This is a genomic window from Amycolatopsis sp. NPDC003865 (genome assembly GCF_053605345.1).
Window position 1 is genome coordinate 83,836 of record NZ_JBSGJA010000030.1, and the last position, 16,648, is coordinate 100,483.

15 protein-coding genes are annotated in these 16,648 nt (G+C 69.1%); 9 read left to right on the forward strand and 6 right to left on the reverse strand.

The features are described 5' to 3' along the window. Positions 1 to 4: 4 nt before the first annotated feature. The 7 genes from ACWEVP_RS44485 (at position 5) to ACWEVP_RS44515 (ending at position 7,205) form a co-directional block, all read left to right on the forward strand. A complete protein-coding gene (locus tag ACWEVP_RS44485; protein WP_452068620.1) occupies positions 5 to 1,273 on the forward strand; it encodes an RICIN domain-containing protein in 1,269 nt (422 codons plus the stop codon). A 61-nt stretch (positions 1,274 to 1,334) separates the two neighbouring features. Further along, the gene (locus ACWEVP_RS44490) at positions 1,335 to 2,642 is read left to right on the forward strand and encodes a family 1 glycosylhydrolase (protein ID WP_452068621.1); all 1,308 of its coding nucleotides are present in this window, start codon (positions 1,335 to 1,337) and stop codon (positions 2,640 to 2,642) included. A gap of 70 nt (positions 2,643 to 2,712) precedes the next feature. Next, complete coding sequence (locus tag ACWEVP_RS44495) at positions 2,713 to 3,897, forward strand: lipid-transfer protein (RefSeq protein ID WP_452068622.1); 1,185 nt, start codon at positions 2,713 to 2,715, stop codon at positions 3,895 to 3,897. A gap of 8 nt (positions 3,898 to 3,905) precedes the next feature. Continuing rightward, a complete protein-coding gene (locus ACWEVP_RS44500) occupies positions 3,906 to 4,337 on the forward strand; it encodes a type II toxin-antitoxin system Rv0910 family toxin (protein WP_452068623.1) in 432 nt (143 codons plus the stop codon). Continuing rightward, positions 4,334 to 5,158 (forward strand): MaoC/PaaZ C-terminal domain-containing protein, encoded by an 825-nt coding sequence (locus ACWEVP_RS44505; RefSeq protein ID WP_452068624.1) that lies wholly within the window; start codon positions 4,334 to 4,336, stop codon positions 5,156 to 5,158. The genes ACWEVP_RS44500 and ACWEVP_RS44505 overlap by 4 nt, the downstream gene beginning before the upstream one ends. After that, positions 5,158 to 6,027 (forward strand): SDR family oxidoreductase, encoded by an 870-nt coding sequence (locus ACWEVP_RS44510; protein WP_452068625.1) that lies wholly within the window; start codon positions 5,158 to 5,160, stop codon positions 6,025 to 6,027. The genes ACWEVP_RS44505 and ACWEVP_RS44510 overlap by 1 nt, the downstream gene beginning before the upstream one ends. Further along, a complete protein-coding gene (locus ACWEVP_RS44515; protein WP_452068626.1) occupies positions 6,024 to 7,205 on the forward strand; it encodes an acyl-CoA dehydrogenase family protein in 1,182 nt (393 codons plus the stop codon). The genes ACWEVP_RS44510 and ACWEVP_RS44515 overlap by 4 nt, the downstream gene beginning before the upstream one ends. A 50-nt stretch (positions 7,206 to 7,255) precedes the next feature. On the opposite strand, the gene ACWEVP_RS44520 is transcribed toward ACWEVP_RS44515, so the two are convergent. The 3 genes from ACWEVP_RS44520 to ACWEVP_RS44530 form a co-directional block, all read right to left on the reverse strand. After that, positions 7,256 to 9,742: a DNA gyrase/topoisomerase IV subunit A gene (locus ACWEVP_RS44520; protein ID WP_452068627.1), complete on the reverse strand. Its 2,487-nt coding sequence runs from the start codon at positions 9,740 to 9,742 to the stop codon at positions 7,256 to 7,258. Between the two features lie 27 nt (positions 9,743 to 9,769). Beyond that, the gene (locus ACWEVP_RS44525) at positions 9,770 to 11,821 is read right to left on the reverse strand and encodes a DNA gyrase/topoisomerase IV subunit B (RefSeq protein WP_452068628.1); all 2,052 of its coding nucleotides are present in this window, start codon (positions 11,819 to 11,821) and stop codon (positions 9,770 to 9,772) included. 135 nt (positions 11,822 to 11,956) lie between these two features. Then, on the reverse strand, positions 11,957 to 13,381 hold the full coding sequence (locus tag ACWEVP_RS44530; protein WP_452068629.1) for a hypothetical protein: 1,425 nt from the start codon (positions 13,379 to 13,381) through the stop codon (positions 11,957 to 11,959). Positions 13,382 to 13,489: 108 nt separating this feature from the next. Here ACWEVP_RS44530 and ACWEVP_RS44535 point away from each other — a divergent pair, with 108 nt between their 5' ends. Together ACWEVP_RS44535 and ACWEVP_RS44540 are read left to right on the forward strand one after the other, a co-directional pair. After that, a complete protein-coding gene (locus ACWEVP_RS44535) occupies positions 13,490 to 14,590 on the forward strand; it encodes an LLM class flavin-dependent oxidoreductase (protein WP_452068630.1) in 1,101 nt (366 codons plus the stop codon). Next, positions 14,587 to 15,174, forward strand: a complete 588-nt coding sequence (locus tag ACWEVP_RS44540; RefSeq protein ID WP_452068631.1) for a CE1759 family FMN reductase — start codon at positions 14,587 to 14,589, stop codon at positions 15,172 to 15,174. Before ACWEVP_RS44535 ends, ACWEVP_RS44540 begins: the two co-directional genes overlap by 4 nt. 48 nt (positions 15,175 to 15,222) lie before the next feature. Here the strand turns inward: ACWEVP_RS44540 and ACWEVP_RS44545 are convergent, their stop codons facing one another. Genes ACWEVP_RS44545 through ACWEVP_RS44555 form a run of 3 tightly spaced genes read right to left on the reverse strand, consistent with a single transcriptional unit; the run spans position 15,223 to position 16,620 of the window. Further along, positions 15,223 to 15,828 (reverse strand): dihydrofolate reductase family protein, encoded by a 606-nt coding sequence (locus tag ACWEVP_RS44545; protein WP_452068632.1) that lies wholly within the window; start codon positions 15,826 to 15,828, stop codon positions 15,223 to 15,225. Between the two features lies 1 nt (position 15,829). Further along, complete coding sequence (locus ACWEVP_RS44550; RefSeq protein ID WP_452068633.1) at positions 15,830 to 16,291, reverse strand: SRPBCC family protein; 462 nt, start codon at positions 16,289 to 16,291, stop codon at positions 15,830 to 15,832. Continuing rightward, positions 16,288 to 16,620, reverse strand: a complete 333-nt coding sequence (locus tag ACWEVP_RS44555) for an ArsR/SmtB family transcription factor (protein WP_452068634.1) — start codon at positions 16,618 to 16,620, stop codon at positions 16,288 to 16,290. Before ACWEVP_RS44555 ends, ACWEVP_RS44550 begins: the two co-directional genes overlap by 4 nt. Positions 16,621 to 16,648: the final 28 nt, after the last annotated feature.

Consider the following 16,648-nt stretch of genomic DNA (forward strand, 5'->3'; position numbering starts at 1 on the left):
ACGCATGCCCCGCCGTCCCCTGGTCAGAATCCTGGCCTTCTTCGCCGCCTGTCTGGGCTTGAGCCTGGGCGCCCCGGCCGTGCAGGCCGCGACACCGTTCAAGGTGCTCGCGTTCTACAGCGGCACCTACGACGCCGCGCACATCAGCTTCGAGAAGGAGGCCAACGTCTGGTTCGCCCAGCAGGCGGCGGCCAACGGCTACACCTACTCCTCGACGACCGACTGGAACCGGCTCACCTCCATCACCAAGTCCACCGCCGACGTCGTGATGTTCTTCGACGACCAGCCGCAGTCGGCCGCGCAGTTCCAGGGCTTCCAGAACTACATGCAGAACGGTGGCGGGTTCTTCGGCTTCCACGTCACCGCGTACAACGACAGCTCGACGCCGTCGTACGCCAACTGGTTCCACAACGACTTCCTCGGCACCGGCCGGTTCACGTCGAACACGTGGGGCCCGACCCCGGAGACGCTGAAGATCGAGAACCGCACACACCCGTCGACGGTGAACCTGCCGGCGACGATCAAGTCGTCGACGTCGGAGTGGTACGCCTGGCAGAACGACCTGCGCCAGAACCCGAACATCTCCATCCTGGCGTCGATGGACTCCTCCACGTTCCCGATCGGCACCGACCCGAACCAGACCTGGTACAGCGGGTACTACCCGATCGCGTGGACCAACAAGAACTACAAGATGCTCTACGCCAACTTCGGCCACAACGCGATGAACTACGACACGAACACCGCGCTGTCGTCGACGTTCGAGAGCGCCGACCAGAACCGGTTCGTGCTCGACGGCCTGAAGTGGCTCGGCGGCGGTTCGACCACGCCGACCGACCCGGGCACGATCGACCCGTCGGCCTGGTACCCGGTCGTGAACAAGGGCAACGGCAAGTGCGTCGACGCCCGGGCCGCGGGCAGCACCAACGGAACCGTGGTCCAGCAGTACACCTGCAACGGCACCACCGCGCAGCAGTACCAGTTCGCCCCGACCAGCGGCGGCTACGACCGGATCAACAACCGGACGAACCCCGCCGAGGTCGTCGACGTCACCGACGTCTCCACGGCGGACAACGCCGGCCTGCAGCTGTGGTCCTACAGCGGCGGGAACAACCAGCAGTGGCAGCCGGTGTCCGAGGGCGGCGGCTACTACCACTTCGTCGCCCGCCACAGCGGCAAGTGCCTGACCGTGCCGGGCGCTTCCACCGCGGACAGCGTCCAGCTGGTCCAGGCGACGTGCAACGGCAGCGCCGCTCAGTCGTTCAAGGTCGCCTAGCGGGTCGGCGCCTCCTCAGCTAACATGAATGACCTTCACGTTGGCTGAGGAGGGTGCCGTGGTGCGCCGGAACCGAGCGATCGTCGTCGTCCTGGCCCTGCTCGCGGGCCTGCTCGCGGGGGTGAGTCCCGCGGTCGCCTCGCCGGCGTTCTTCTGGGGCGTCGCCACGTCGGGCTACCAGTCGGAGGGCTCGGCGCCCGACAGCAACTGGCGCCGCTACGAGCAGGCGAAGACGTCGTCGATCAAGGAGCCCTACCGCGACGCCGTCGACTTCCGGCACCGCTACGCCGAAGACATCGATCGCGCGAAGCAGCTCGGCGTGAACGTCTTCCGCTTCAGCGTCGAGTGGGCGCGCATCGAACCGCGGGCCGGCCAAGTGGACGAGACGGAGCTCGCGTACTACGACGACGTCGTCCGGCGCGTCGTCGCCGCGGGCATGCGGCCGATGATCACCCTCGACCACTGGGTCTACCCGGGCTGGGTCGCCGACCAGGGCGGCTGGGACTCCGACCGCACGGTCGACGCGTGGCTGGCCAACGCCCGCCGCGTCGTCGAGCGGTACCGCGGGCTCGGGGCCCTCTGGATCACGATCAACGAGCCGACCGTCTACATGCAGAACGAGACCGCCAACGGCGGGCTCGCCGGCTGGAAGCTGCCGTGGGCGCAGGCGCGGCTGGTGAAGGTGCACCGGGCGGCCTACGACCTGATCCACTCGGTGGACCCGGGGGCGCTGGTGTCGAGCAACACCGCGTACATCCCCGTCGTGCAGGGCATCCTCGACGCGTCGTTCCTCGACCGGGTGCGCGACAAGCTCGACTTCACCGGCGTCGACTACTACTACGGCGCCAGCCTCGACAACCTCAGTGCCGTCCACGCGGCGAACGGCGAGTTCTGGAAGGTCACCCCGCAGCCGGACGGAATCTACTACGCCCTGCGGTACTACGCGCGGAAGTTCCCGGAGCTGCCGCTGTACGTCGTCGAGAACGGGATGCCGACCGACAACGGCGCCGCGCGGCCCGACGGCTACACGCGCTCGGACCACCTGCGCGACCACATCTACTGGGTGCAGCGCGCGAAGGCCGACGGCATGAACGTCATCGGCTACAACTACTGGAGCCTCACCGACAACTACGAGTGGGGCAGCTACCAGCCGCGGTTCGGACTGTACACAGTGGACGCTCGCTCGGACGCCACGCTGACGCGCCGGCCGACCGACGCCGTCGCGGCGTACCGGCAGCTGATCGACGGCCACGGTGTCCCGGCCGGTTACACGCCGGTGCGCCCGCCGGGCTTCTGCTCGGTCGTCGAGGGCTTGAGCAGCTGCCTCGACCCGGCCCGGTACCCGGGGCCGGTCGCTCCGCTGGGCTGATTTTCCGCCGCTGACCTGCAGGTCAGTGGTCTGCTCTTGATAAATACATGCCGGTCTGTATGTTTGTTGCATGGCGAACAGGGTGTACGTCGTCGGCGTCGGGATGACGAAGTTCGAGAAACCCGGGCGACGCGAGGACTGGGACTATCCGCAGATGGCCCGGGAGGCCGGGACCGCCGCGCTCGAGGACGCGGGGCTCGGCTACGACGCCGTCCAGCAGGCGTACGTCGGCTACGTCTACGGCGAGTCGACCTCGGGGCAGCGCGCGGTCTACGAGCTGGGGATGACCGGGATCCCCGTGGTCAACGTCAACAACAACTGCTCCACCGGCTCGACCGCGCTGTACCTGGCGGCGGAGGCGATCCGCGGCGGCCGCGCGGACTGCGTGCTGGCGCTGGGCTTCGAGAAGATGAAGCCGGGCTCGCTCGCGTCGACCTACGACGACCGCGAACAGCCGCTGGGCAACCACCTCCAGGCGCTCGCCGAGATCTCGGAGGTGCTGTTCCCGCCCGCGCCGTGGATGTTCGGCGCCGCCGGCCGCGAGCACATGAAGGAGTACGGGACCACGGCCGAGCACTTCGCGAAGATCGGCGAGAAGAACCACCGGCACTCGGTGAACAACCCGTACGCGCAGTTCCAGGACGTGTACTCCCTCGAGGACATCCTGGCTTCGCGGATGATCTACGACCCGCTGACCAAGCTGCAGTGCTCGCCGACGTCGGACGGCTCGGGCGCGGCGCTCCTGGCCAGCGAGTCCTTTGTGGAGACCCACGACCTCGCGGTTCGGGCCGTGGAGATCGTCGGGCAGGCCATGACCACGGACTTCCGCAGCACTTTCGACGGCAGCGCGAAGAACATCGTCGGCTACGACATGACCCGGCAGGCCGCGCTGCGGGTGTACGAGCAGGCCGGGCTCGGGCCGGCGGACTTCCAGGTCGTCGAGCTGCACGACTGCTTCTCCGCCAACGAACTGCTGACGTACGAATCGCTCGGCCTCTGCGAAGAGGGCGAAGGTGGTCACTTGGTCGACGCCGGCGACACGACGTACGGCGGCCGGTGGGTCGTGAACCCCTCCGGCGGGCTCATCTCCAAGGGCCACCCGCTCGGCGCGACCGGGCTCGCCCAGTGCGCCGAACTGACCTGGCAGCTGCGCGGCGACGCCGCCGCGCGGCAAGTGCCGGACGTGCGGGCCGCGTTGCAGCACAACATCGGACTCGGTGGCGCCGCCGTCGTCACCGCCTACCAGCGAGCTTAGGAGACACTGTGGGTCAGATCAGCGCGTCCGTCGAACTGCCCGCCGCGCCGGACAAGGTGTGGGCGGAGTTCTCCAACCCCAACAACTTCGAGAAGTGGCTGACCATCCACACCAAGTGGAAGGGCGACGTCCCGGCGGAGTTCTCGCGGGGTTCGCAGGTGTCGGAGGTCGTCACGATGCTCGGGATGGCGAACACGATCACCTGGACCGTCGACGAGTACGACGCGCCTTCCCGGTTGGTCATTTCGGGCACCGGCATGGCCGGGGTGAAGATCCGCTTCTCGTTGTCGGTCGCGGCGGCCGGCGCCGGCTCGGCGGCGACCATCGAAGCCGAGTTCACCGGCGCGATGATCGTCGGCGCACTCGGCAAGGCCGTCGAGAAGGACGGGAAGAAGAACCTCGACGAGTCCCTGGAGAAGTTCAAGGCGCTGGTCGCGTGAAGTTCGACCCGGCCGGGCTCGGCAAGTGGACCGAGCCGTCGCGGTTCGAGGTCACCCGCTCGCGGCTCGCCGAGTACGCGGCGGCGACCAACGACCCGATCCCGGCGCACGCTTCCGGCGACGTCGCCAGCCCGGTGTTCGCGATCGTGCCGGTGTTCCAGTCGCTGCTGGAACCGGCTCTCGAAGTCGTGCCGCCGTCGCTGTTCGGGAAGGTGTTGCACGGCGAGCAGGACTTCCGGTTCCACCGCCCGATCCGGCCCGGCGACGTGCTGGAGTCGCGCGCCAAGATGACCGGCTACGAAGGGCTGCCGAAAGGCACCCGGGCGACGGTCTACCTGGAGTGCCGCGCTTCCGGTGGTGAGCTGGTCAACGAGCAGTACGTGACGTTCTTCGTACGCGGCTTCGACACCGGGGAGAAGCGGGGTGAGCTGGGACCTCCGCACCGGTTCGACGAGGCTCTGCGGTCCGCTGCTCCGGTGGCGAAGGTCGGGCAGCACGTCGACGACGACCAGACCTTCCGCTACGGCCCGGCCGCCGGCGACCCGATGCCGATCCACCTCGACGACGAGGTCGCCCGGGCGGCGGGTTTGCCGGGGATCATCGCGCACGGGCTGTGCACGATGGCCTTCACGTCGTGGGCCGTGCTGACCTCGGTGGCACCCGAGGGGCGGCTGCGCCGCCTCGCCGTCCGGTTCGCCGCACCGGTGCTGCCGGGGCAGGACCTGTCGACGTCGATCTGGGCGGCGGGTCCTTCTTCGTACGCCTTCGAAACCAAAGCGGGAGACACACTCGTGATCAAAGACGGACTTGCGGAGCTGTGATGGGTGCACTCGACGGGCGCGTGGCGCTGATCACCGGCGCGGGCCGCGGAATCGGGCGCGAGCACGCGCTGTTGTTCGCGCGTGAGGGTGCCGCCGTGGTCGTGAACGACCTCGGCGGCGGCAACGACGGCAGCGGCTCCGACGCCGGGCCCGCTTCCTCGGTGGTCGAGGAGATCCGCGCGCTGGGCGGCTCGGCGGTGGCGAACACCTCGAACGTGGCGTCGTGGCCGGGAGCGGCGGAGCTGGTCGAGCAGGCGGTTTCCGAGTTCGGCCGGCTGGACGTGGTGGTGAACAACGCGGGCATCCTGCGCGACGCGTTCGTCGCGGGCATCACCGAAGAGCAGTGGGATTCGGTGATCGCGGTCCACCTCAAGGGACACGCGGCGGTCCTGCACCACGCGGCGGCGTACTGGAAGTCGTCGGCCAAGGCGGGCACCCCGGTCGCGGCCTCGGTGATCAACACGGCGTCGGCGTCGGGGACGACGTTGCCGAACGCGGGGCAGGTGAACTACGGCGCGGCGAAGGCGGGGATCGCGGCGATGACGCTGGTGGCGGCGGCGGAGCTGGAGCGCTACGGGGTGCGCGTCAACGCGATCGCGCCGATCGCCCGGACCCGGCTGACGCTGGCGACGCCGGGGATGGGGGCGATCTTCGCCGCCGAGGTCCCAGCGGGGGAGTTCGACGCGTTCTCACCGGCGAACATCTCACCGTTGGTGGCCTACCTGGCGTCCGCGAAGTGCCCGTTGACGGGCAAGGTGTTCGCGGTCCAGGGCGGCGCGATCTCGGAACTGGCGGGCTGGCACGACGTCAAGGTGATCGAGACCGAGGGCGCGTGGGAGATCGACGACATCGCGGCGAGGCTGCCGTGATCGAGTGGTCCGAGGCCGACCTGATGGTCCGCGACGCGATCCGCGAGTTCGTCGCCAAGGAGATCCGGCCGAACCTGGACGCCTTGGAGAGCGGGGAGCTGCCGCCGTACGACATCATCCGGAAGCTGTACCGGGCGTTCGGGCTCGACGCGCTGGCGGCCGAGTCGGTCTCCCGGCTGCTGGCCAAGCCCTCTTCGGGTTCGGGCGCCCCGAAACTCGACGGCCAGGAAACGCTCGCCCTGATCGCGATCAGCGAGCTCGCCGGGGTGAGCCTGGGCATCGTGGCTTCGCTCGGGGTTTCGCTGGGCCTGACCGCGGCGACGATCCTGTCGAAAGGTTCGCAGGAGCAGAAGGAACGCTGGCTGCCGGGCCTGGCGACGTTCGAGAAGGTCGGCGCGTGGGCGATCACCGAGCCGGACTCGGGCTCGGACGCGTTCGGCGGAATGCAGACGACGGTCCGCCGCGATGGTGACTCCTATGTCTTGAACGGCCGGAAGACGTTCATCACGAACGGGCCTTACGCGGACACGGTCGTGGTCTACGCGAAGCTGGCCGACGGGTCTCCGGTGCGGGACCGTCCGGTGCTGACCTTCGTGCTGGACCGCGGGATGCCGGGGTTCGTGCAGGGCCGGCCGTTCAAGAAGATGGGGATGATGTCGTCCCCGACGGGCGAGCTCTTCTTCGACGACGTCCGCCTGGGCGCCGACCGGCTGCTGTCGTCATCGGGTTCCGAGAGCGCCCGCGAGAGCTTCGCGGCCGAGCGGGTCGGCGTGGCGGCACTGTCGCTGGGGATCATCAACGAGTGCCTGCGCCTGTGCGTCGGCTACGCGAAGTCGCGGAAGCTGTGGGGCCAGGAGCTCGGGCGGTTCCAGCTGATCCAGCTGAAGCTGGCGAAGATGGAGGTGGCACGGCTCAACGTCCAGAACATGGTGTTCCAGACGGTGGCCAAGGCTCGCGCCGGCCGACGGCCTACCTTGGCCGAGGCCTCGGCGATGAAGCTGTACTCGTCCGAAGCGGCGACGGAGGTCGCGATGGAGGCGGTCCAGCTGTTCGGTGGCAACGGCTACATGGCCGAGTACCGGGTGGAACAACTGGCCAGGGACGCGAAGTCGCTGATGATCTACGCGGGCAGCAACGAGATCCAGGTGACCTACATCGCGAAGGCACTCCTGGCCTGAGCGGTCGTGGGTGAGAAACAGTGTGCCGACACTGTTTCTCACCCACGACGTCAGTCGCGCTCGATGAGGTGGCCCACCACGTCCGGGCCGGGGTGGGCGTGGCCCGAGCCGTCCCTGCGGACGTCGATCTCCGGGAGTTCCACCGGGTCGCCGTTCTTCGCCGCGCCCGCCGGGCGCGGGCCGATCCACGCCACTCGCAGCGAAGTCTCGCCCTTGAGGAACCGCTGGGCCCGGACGCCGCCCGTCGCGCGGCCCTTCGCCGGGTACTCGCTGAACGGCGTGACCTTCACACTTTGCCCGGTCGACGTGATGACCAGGGGCTCGCCGTGTTCGTCGTCGTCCGTGCGGACCGCGCCGAAGAACACCGCCGACGCGCCCGCGCCCAGGTTGATGCCGGCCATGCCGCCGCCCTTGAGGCCCTGGGGGCGGACCAGCGAAGCCGCGTACTTCAGCAGGGACGCCTCCGACGACACGAACGCCAGCGTCTCCGAGCCGTCCGTCAGCCACGTCGCGCCGACGACCTCGTCGCCGTCTTTCAGCGAGATCACTTCGAACTCGTCCGAGCGGACCGGCCACTCCGGCGAACACACCTTCACCACGCCCGCCTTGGTGCCCAGGGCCAGGCCCGGGGAGCCCGCCGCCTGCTCGCCCAGCGGCGCGATGCCGACGACCGTCTCGCCCTTCTCCAAGGGCACCAGCTCGCGCGCCGCCATGCCGCCGCGCAGGGAGACCGTGCCCGCCTGCTCCGGGAGTACCGGCAACGGGAGCACGTCGGTCTTGAACGCGCGGCCGCGGCTCGTCACCAGCAGGACCTGGCCGCGTGCCGTCGTGTGGACCACCGCCGAGACCGCGTCGTGCTTCACGCGGCCGTTGCGGCGACGCGTCTCCGTCGACTCCTCGGACTCGGCCGCCGTGCGGGCCACCAGGCCGGTCGCCGACAGGATCACCTGGCACGGGTCGTCTTCGACCTCCAGCGGGCCGGACGGCTTCGACGCGGCCAAGACCTCTTTGAGGTCACCGTCGATCAGGGAGGTGCGGCGCTCGGTCGAGAAGTCTTTCGCGATCTTCGCCAGCTCCGACGAGACGAGCTTCTTCAGCACCGACTCGTCGTCGAGGATCTTGGTCAGCTCGGCGATCTCCTCGCGCAGCCGCTCCTGCTCCGACTCCAGCTCCAGCCGGTCGTACTTGGTCAGCCGGCGCAGCGGCGTGTCGAGGATGTACGTCGCCTGGATCTCCGACAGCTTGAAGCGCGTCATCAAGCCGTCCTTCGCGGCCTGCGCGTTCTCGCTCTCGCGGATGAGCTTGATGACCTTGTCGATGTTCAGCAGCGCGATCAGCAGGCCGTCGACCAGGTGCAGCCGCTCTTCGCGCTTGCGGCGCCGGTACTTCGTGCGCCGCGTGACGACGTCGTAGCGGTGCCGCAGGAAGACCTCGAGCAGCTCCTTCAGCCCCAGCGTCTGCGGCTGGCCGTCGACGAGGACCAGGTTGTTGATGCCGAACGACTGCTCCAGCGGCGTGAGCCGGTAAAGGTCGGCCAGCAGGGCCTGCGGGTTGACGCCGACCTTGCACTCGATGACCAGCCGCGTGCCGTTCTCGCGGTCGGTGAGGTCCTTGACGTCGGCGATGCCGGTGAGCCGCTTGGACTTGTTGACCTCGTCGGTGATCTTCTCGATCACCTTCTCCGGGCCGACGCCGTAGGGCAGCTCGGTGACGGTGATCGCCTGCCGCCCGCGGCTGCCTTCGAGCGGGCCGGTCTCGCAGTTCGCGCGCATCCGGACCACGCCGCGGCCGGTCTCGTACGCGCGGCGCACCTCGTCGAGGCCCAGCAGGCTGCCGCCGGTCGGGAGGTCGGGGCCCGGCACGAACTCCATCAGCTTGTCGAGCGTCGCCGACGGGTGCGTGATCAGCCACCGCGCCGCGGCGACGACCTCGCCGAGGTTGTGCGGGATCATGTTGGTCGCCATCCCGACCGCGATCCCGGACGTGCCGTTGACCAGCAGGTTCGGGAACGCCGCGGGCAGCACGGACGGCTCCTCGAGCGAACCGTCGTAGTTCGGCCGGAAGTCGACGGTGTCCTCGCCCAGCTCGCCGACCAGCTGCATCGCCTCCGGCGACATGCGGGCTTCGGTGTACCGCGAGGCGGCCGGGCCGTCGTCGGGCGAGCCGAAGTTGCCGTGGCCGTCGATCAGCGGGACGTTCAGCGAGAAGTCCTGCGCCAGCCGCACCATCGCGTCGTAGATCGCGACGTCGCCGTGCGGGTGGTACTTGCCCATCACGTCGCCGACCACGCGCGAGGACTTCACGTACGCGTGCGTCGGGCGGTAGCCGTTCTCGTTCATCGAATACAGGATCCGGCGGTGCACCGGCTTCAACCCGTCCCGCGCGTCCGGCAGGGCGCGCGAGTGGATGACCGAATACGCGTACTCCAGGTAGGAGTCTTCGATCTCGGTCTTCAGCGAGTTGTCGAAGACGTGCGCCCCGGGGGAGTCGAACGCGCTGGGATCGACCTTGGTGGTGGTGCCCTTGCGGCGTGCCACGGCAGAACTCCTTGGTAGCTACGAAATTTAAGCGTCGATGGCTTCGCGGTCGATCCGGTCCGAAGAGGCGACCAGCCAGTTCCGCCGGGGCTCGACCTTCTCGCCCATCAGCAGCTCCAGCGCGCCTTCGGCGGCTTCGACGTCGTCCATGGTGATGCGGCGGACCGAGCGGGTGGCCGGGTTCATCGTGGTCTCCCACAGCTCGTCGGCGTCCATCTCGCCGAGACCCTTGAACCGCGGCACCGGGGTGACGATGCTCTTGCCCGCCCGCTCCAGCTCGGCGTACTTGGTTTCCATCTCCTGCTGCGTGTACGTGAAGTGCGTCTCCGGGTTGCGGCCCTTCGTGACGAGCTTGTGCAACGGGGGCATCGCCGCGTACAGCCGGCCGTCCTCGATCACCGGGCGCATGTACTTCGCGAACAGCGTGATCAGCAGGGTCCGGATGTGCGAACCGTCGACATCCGCGTCCGCCATCAGGATCACGCGGCCGTAGCGCATGGTCGTGAGGTCGAACGTGCGGCCGGTGCCCGCGCCGAGGACCTGCACGATCGACGCGATCTCGGCGTTCTTCAGCGTGTCGCCCAGGGACGCCTTCTGCACGTTCAGGATCTTGCCCCGCAGCGGCAGCAGCGCCTGGTACTCCGACACGCGCGCCATCCGCGCCGACCCCAGCGCGCTGTCACCCTCGACCAGGAACAGCTCGCTGCGGGAGACGCCGGTGGTGCGGCAGTCGACCAGCTTCGGCGGCATCGCCGCGCCTTCGAGCGCGGTCTTGCGCCGGGCGGCGTCCTTCTGCTGCTTCTGCGTGAGCCGCACGCGCGCGGCGTCGACCACCTTCTGCAGCACGACCTTGGCCTCGGACTTCGTCTTGCGGTCTTCGGTCCAGGCCTTGACGTGCTTGTCGACGATGCCCTGCAGCACGCGGGTGATCCCGGCGGTGGACAGCTCGTCCTTCGTCTGCGACGTGAACTGCGGTTCCGGCAGCCGGACGTGGATCACGGCGGTCATGCCTTCGAGGACGTCCTCGATCGTCGGCATGTCCTCCTTGGGCTTGAGCAGCCCGCGGGTCTTGGAGATGGCCTCCTGCAACGCCTTCGTGACCGCGCGGTCGAAGCCGCGCCGGTGGGTGCCGCCGTGGACGTTGCGGATCGTGTTGGTGAAGCACTCGATCGTGCGCTCGTAACCGGTGCCCCAGCGCAGCGCCACCTCGACCTCGGCGTGGCGCTCCACATTGGACTGCATGACGCCGGCGGCGTCGGCCGCGTTCTCCTTGTACGTGCCCTCACCGGTGATCAGCAACGTGCCGCAGACCGGCTTCTCGCCCGACGGGGTCAGGAAGTCGACCATGTCGGCCAGGCCGTGCGGGAAGTGGAAGGTCTCTTCGTTGATCGTGTCTTCGATCGCGGTGCGCAGCACGTACGTGACGCCCGGGACGAGGAACGCGGTGTTGCGCAGCTTCGCCCGCACGCCTTCGACGTCCAGCGCCGCGCCGGACTCGAAGTAGCGCGAGTCGTACCAGTAGCGGATCGACGTGCCGCTGCGCTCGCCGCGCTTCATCTTGCCGACGAGGTTCAGCCCGGACCGGCGGGTGAACTTCGCCTTCGGGCCGGGCGCGTCGAAGGTGCCGGGGACGCCGTGCTTGAACGACATCTGGTGGACCTTGCCGTCCTGCTTCACCGTGACGTCGAAGCGGTGCGACAGCGCGTTGACCGCCGAAGCGCCGACGCCGTGCAGGCCGCCGGAGGTCTTGTAGCCCGAGCCGCCGAACTTGCCGCCGGCGTGCAGCCGCGTCAGCACCAGTTCGACGCCGGACAAACCGGACTTGGCGTGGGTGCCGGTGGGGATGCCGCGGCCGTCGTCGTCCACCTGGACGCTGCCGTCGGCGTGCAGCGTGACGACGATCTTCGTCGCGTGGCCCGCGACACCCTCGTCCGTCGAGTTGTCCACCACCTCGGAGAAGAGGTGGTTGATGCCGCGGCTGTCGGTGGAGCCGATGTACATCCCGGGGCGTTTGCGGACGGCCTCGAGACCCTCGAGATGCGTCAGGTCGTCGGCCCCGTACAAGGTCTCGGCAGTCACAGGGTCGTTCTCCCGGATCGTGGCTCGCGAAAGTGCTGGTGGTGGTGCGGACTTGGCCTGCACCGTACTGCAGGATATCCGCCCACCCCGACAACTTTCGCGCGCTCCCGTCTCCGGAGTGGCGCGCGCCGCTCGTTACTTGGGGTCGTACCCCAGGTCGGGCCACAGGCCCAGCAGGGCTTCGATCTTCCGCGGGACCTGGAAGGAGTTGCGGAAGTTCGGCTTCTCGCCGATCGCGGCGAGGCCCTTGCGCAGGTCGCCGAACGCCGGCCGGGCGGCCGACTCGCGGGTCAGGATGTAGCAGTACGTGCGGCGCGGGTAGGCGAACTCGTCGGCGTAGGCCGCCAGCACGAGCCCGGGGGCCTCGATCCGCGACCCGACCAGGGCACGGCCCTGCTTCTGGCTGTAGACGCGGATCACGTGCACGCCTGGGCGCAGGGTGCGCGGCGGGTCCTGGCCCTGGCCGTCGTCGGCCCAGAACAGCTCGACGCGGAACGGCTGTTCGCCGTTCTCGCCGGGGTGGGTGTACTCGCGGGACAGCTCTTCGAGGCGGTACTCGGCCTCGGCCGACGGCTCGCCGCCTTCGACGAGGCTGACGAGGTACAGCTCGGCCGGGCGCGGCCACGCGGGCCGGGGGACGTCGGTGGTTTCGGGGGCTTCGGTGGTTTCGGCGGCCGGTCCGGTTTCGGCCGGTGCCGCAACCGGTTCCGCGGTGGCGGCTTCCGGGGCGGCGGTCTCGGCGGCCGCTGCCGGGCTTTGCGGCGCCGGTTCGGCTGGGCTGCCGGATGCCGCTGGGGTGCCTGGTGTCGCCGGTCGCACCGGGGTAGCGGCGGCCGGAGGTGCGGCGGGACGGTCCGGGGTAGCGGCGGCCGGCGGCGCGGCGGGCCGGACCGGTGAGGGCGGCGGTGTCGGGGCCGCGGGCCGGACCGGTGAGGGCGGCGGTGTCTGGGCGGCAGGCCGGACCGGCGTGGCCGGGCGGCTGGTGACGACCGGCCGGGCGGGAGCGGCGGGGCGCGTGGGGGTCGTGGGGCGTGACGCGGTGACCGGCTTGCCGGCGCCGTACTGCTCCAGGAGCGGCTCCAGGTCGCCCGCGGTCAGCGCGGGCCCGGCGAGGTCGCACCACTCGAGCCAGGCCTCCTGGGCCTCTTCGACGGTGTGCTTCTCGTGGGAGACCGTGACGGCCTCGAACAGCTGCCGCGGGCCGGCAGCGGTGACGTCGGCCGAGCCGACGACCACGAACGACGGGTCGTCCTCGGCGATCACCAGCTTCGCGTTCAGCCCGCGCAGCGAGTGCACGATCACGCCGGCTTTCACCCAGTGCAGCAGGGCGTGCGGGCTCGTCGCGCCGGACAGCACCATGTCCAGGCTCGCGTCCGTGATCACCGTGTCGCCGGGTTCCAGCGGCAGCAGCGCGGCCGCGCCGGGGCCGACGTGGCCGAAAGCCGCCACCAGGTTCCGGCGGGGCGCGAGCAGCGGGGTGATCGAACCCCAGATGTCGCGGCCCGTGAGTAGTCGTACCGAACGTTCTGCCAGACCCAGCCGACCGAGCTCCGCGTCCATGGCTCTGACCTTACTTGGTGCCCCCTACGGCTTTGACGGCCGGAATATCTCTTGCTTGGAAGTAGTTGAACGCGCATGTAAGATGGGGCTCGCGAAGGGAGTCAGGTCATGCAGTTCGGAATCTTCTCGGTGGGCGACGTCACGACCGATCCCACGAACGGCACCACGCCGACGGAGCACGAGCGGATCAAGGCGATGGTCCGCATCGCGCTGAAGGCGGAGGAGGTCGGTCTCGACGTCTTCGCGACGGGCGAGCACCACAACCCCCCGTTCGTGCCGTCGTCGCCGACGACGATGCTGGGGTACATCGCGGCGCAGACGTCCAAGATCATCCTGTCGACGTCGACGACGCTGATCACCACGAACGACCCGGTGAAGATCGCCGAGGACTTCGCGATGCTCCAGCACCTGGCCGACGGCCGCGTGGACCTCATGATGGGCCGGGGCAACACCGGCCCGGTGTACCCGTGGTTCGGCGAGGACATCCGCCAGGGCATCCCCCTTGCCATCGAGAAGTACGCGCTGCTGCGCCGGCTGTGGCGCGAAGACGTCGTCGACTGGTCCGGCAAGTTCCGCACGCCGCTACAGGGCTTCACGTCGACGCCCCGGCCGCTGGACGGAGTTCCGCCGTTCGTGTGGCACGGGTCGATCCGCAGCCCGGAGATCGCCGAGCAGGCGGCGTTCTACGGAGACGGCTTCTTCGCCAACCACATCTTCTGGCCGACGTCGCACTTCCAGCAGCTGATCCAGTTCTATCGCCAGCGCTTCGAGCACTACGGCCACGGGAAGGCGGACCAGGCGATCGTCGGCCTGGGCGGGCAGGCGTTCATCCGGCCGCGGTCCCAGGACGCGTGGCAGGAGTTCCGCCCGTACTTCGACAACGCGCCGGTGTACGGCCACGGCCCGACGCTGGAGGAGTTCACCGACCAGACGCCGTTGACGGTGGGCAGCCCGCAGGAGGTCATCGACAAGACGCTGACGTTCCGCGAGCACTTCGGTGACTACCAGCGCCAGTTGTTCTTGATGGACCACGCGGGGCTGCCGTTGAAGACCGTGCTGGAGCAGCTGGACCTGCTGGGTTCGGAAGTGGTTCCGGTGCTGCGCAAGGAACTGGACTCGATGCGGCCGGTGCACGTGCCCGAGGCGCCCACGCACGAATCGCTGGTCGAGGCTGCTTCGGCTGCGTCTTCTTCGGAGGTGTCGGAATGAAGCTCGCGGTGGTGACGGCGGGGCTGTCGGTACCGTCGTCTTCACGGTTGCTGGCGGATCGCCTGGCCGCGGCGACTGTCGCTGCCGCTGACGGTGACGCGTCGGTGTCGGTGGTGGAGCTGCGGGATGTCGCCTTGGACATCACGAAGAACCTGCTGACGGGGTTCCCGAGCCCGGCGTTGCGGTCGGCGATCTCCACGGTGGTCTCGGCGGACGGGCTGATCGTGGTGACGCCGGTGTTCACGGCCGGGTACAGCGGGTTGTTCAAGTCGTTCTTCGACGTGCTGGACGCGGATTCACTGGTGGGCAAGCCGGTGCTGCTGGGCGCGACGGGCGGCACCGAGCGGCACTCGCTGGTGCTGGATTACCAGTTGCGGCCGTTGTTCGGGTACTTGAAGGCGGATCCGGTGGCTACCGGGGTTTACGCCGCTTCTTCGGATTGGGGGAGCGGGGAGGGGGCCTTGCAACGGCGGATCGAGAAGGCCGGCGCCGAGTTGGCCGCGGCGGTTGGTGGCCGGGCTGCCGGTGGTGCGGGGGCGGGGTTCGTTCCCTTTGCTCAGCTGTTGGCCGAGGTGGGGGAGTAGTTCCCTGGGGTGGTGGCCGGCCGGGTTCTTCGGCCGGCTTTCGAGTGGTCAAGCCGAGCCGTCGTAGTGGACCCGATAAACCAGATGCGTCACACCGGAACCGACCACAACCTCGACCTGTTCGAGCGAACCACAAGAAGCCGAGAGACCGGAGAAGTACGAAACCCCGGAACCGAGAAACACCGGAACAAGATCGACCCGAACCTCGTCGAGAAGCCCGAGCTCCAAGCATTGCCGGGCAAGGGAAGGCCCCGAGACCCCGACGGTCCCGTCCCCGGCCGCCGCAGCCAGTTCGATGGCTTCGGCAACGTCCGAAACGAACGTGAAAGGCGCCAGAACGGACGAGGACCAAGCCGGCGGAGGCCGATGGGTGACGACGAACGCCGACCCCCCGCCGGGTGGATTCCCGCCCCACCCCCGGGTGTAGTCGAAAACCCGCCGTCCGCAGACGAACGCGCTGCCGCGGACCTTGTCCAGGAAGGACTTCAGGTACGACGCGCTCGCCGGGGACACCCGGAACGTCGTCGGGTAGCCCACCATCGGGACCTCGACCTCGCCGGCCGTGTACCAGTCGAACAGCGGGCCGACCGAATCGTCCGGGCGGGCCACGAACCCGTCCAGAGACATGCAGAAGCTCGCGACCACCTCGGCCATCTCAGTCCACCAGCACGTTGTCGAGCCGCTCGTACGACTCCGTGATCCCGCGGATCATCCCGCTCTCCAACGCCTTGTCGCGCGCCGCAACCGACGGGAACACCGACTGCGTCACCAGGCGCGTGCGGCCGTTGCCCAGGTCCGTCAGCACCATCGAATCCAGCGTCACCTCGCCCGGGGCGCCCAGGTACTCGAACGTCTGGATGATCCGGTCGGAGCTCACCGTGTGGTACACGCCGCGGAAACGGTATTCGCCGCGGGCATCGCGGTGGATGTAGTCGTAGGCACCCCCCGGCCTCGCGTCGAGCTCCACCACCTCCATCTCCATCCCGTGCGGGCCCAGCCAGCGGACGATCAGCTCGGGATCCGTGTGGGCGCGCAGGACCGCCGACGGTGGGGCCGCGAACTCGCGCGTGATCTCGATGAACGGCGTTCCGGGCTGGGCGGTGATCGTCGTGCTCACTTGTCCTCCAGGGTCTCCAGGACGGCGTCGAGCCGCCGGTAGCTGCGTTCGGTCGCCAGCCGGTACTCGTCGATCCAGCCGGTCAGGGCTTCGAGGGCGGACGGCACCAGGTGGCACGGACGGCGCTGGCCGTCGCGGCTGCGCGTGATCAGGCCGGCCTGCTCCAGCACCTGGAGGTGCCGGGACACCGCCTGCTTCGTGATCGAGAAGGGCTCGGCCAGCTCGTTGACCGTCGCTTCGCCGCGCGACAGCCGGGCGATCAGGGCCCGGCGGACCGGGTCGCCGAGCGCGGTGAACGCCCGGTCCAGCGCCTCCTCGTCAACCGCCATCTTTATCAACCAATCTGTTTATCAACTG

What these genes read in the sequence shown, in the direction of transcription:
- ACWEVP_RS44495 (WP_452068622.1), top strand. Translation starts at nt 2,713, where the DNA reads ATGGCGAACAGGGTGTACGTCGTCGGCGTCGGGATGACGAAGTTCGAG.
- ACWEVP_RS44510 (WP_452068625.1), top strand. Translation starts at nt 5,158, where the DNA reads ATGGGTGCACTCGACGGGCGCGTGGCGCTGATCACCGGCGCGGGCCGC.
- ACWEVP_RS44540 (WP_452068631.1), top strand. Translation starts at nt 14,587, where the DNA reads ATGAAGCTCGCGGTGGTGACGGCGGGGCTGTCGGTACCGTCGTCTTCA.
- ACWEVP_RS44545 (WP_452068632.1), bottom strand. Translation starts at nt 15,828, where the DNA reads ATGGCCGAGGTGGTCGCGAGCTTCTGCATGTCTCTGGACGGGTTCGTG.
- ACWEVP_RS44485 (WP_452068620.1), top strand. Translation starts at nt 5, where the DNA reads ATGCCCCGCCGTCCCCTGGTCAGAATCCTGGCCTTCTTCGCCGCCTGT.
- ACWEVP_RS44555 (WP_452068634.1), bottom strand. Translation starts at nt 16,620, where the DNA reads ATGGCGGTTGACGAGGAGGCGCTGGACCGGGCGTTCACCGCGCTCGGC.
- ACWEVP_RS44535 (WP_452068630.1), top strand. Translation starts at nt 13,490, where the DNA reads ATGCAGTTCGGAATCTTCTCGGTGGGCGACGTCACGACCGATCCCACG.
- ACWEVP_RS44530 (WP_452068629.1), bottom strand. Translation starts at nt 13,381, where the DNA reads ATGGACGCGGAGCTCGGTCGGCTGGGTCTGGCAGAACGTTCGGTACGA.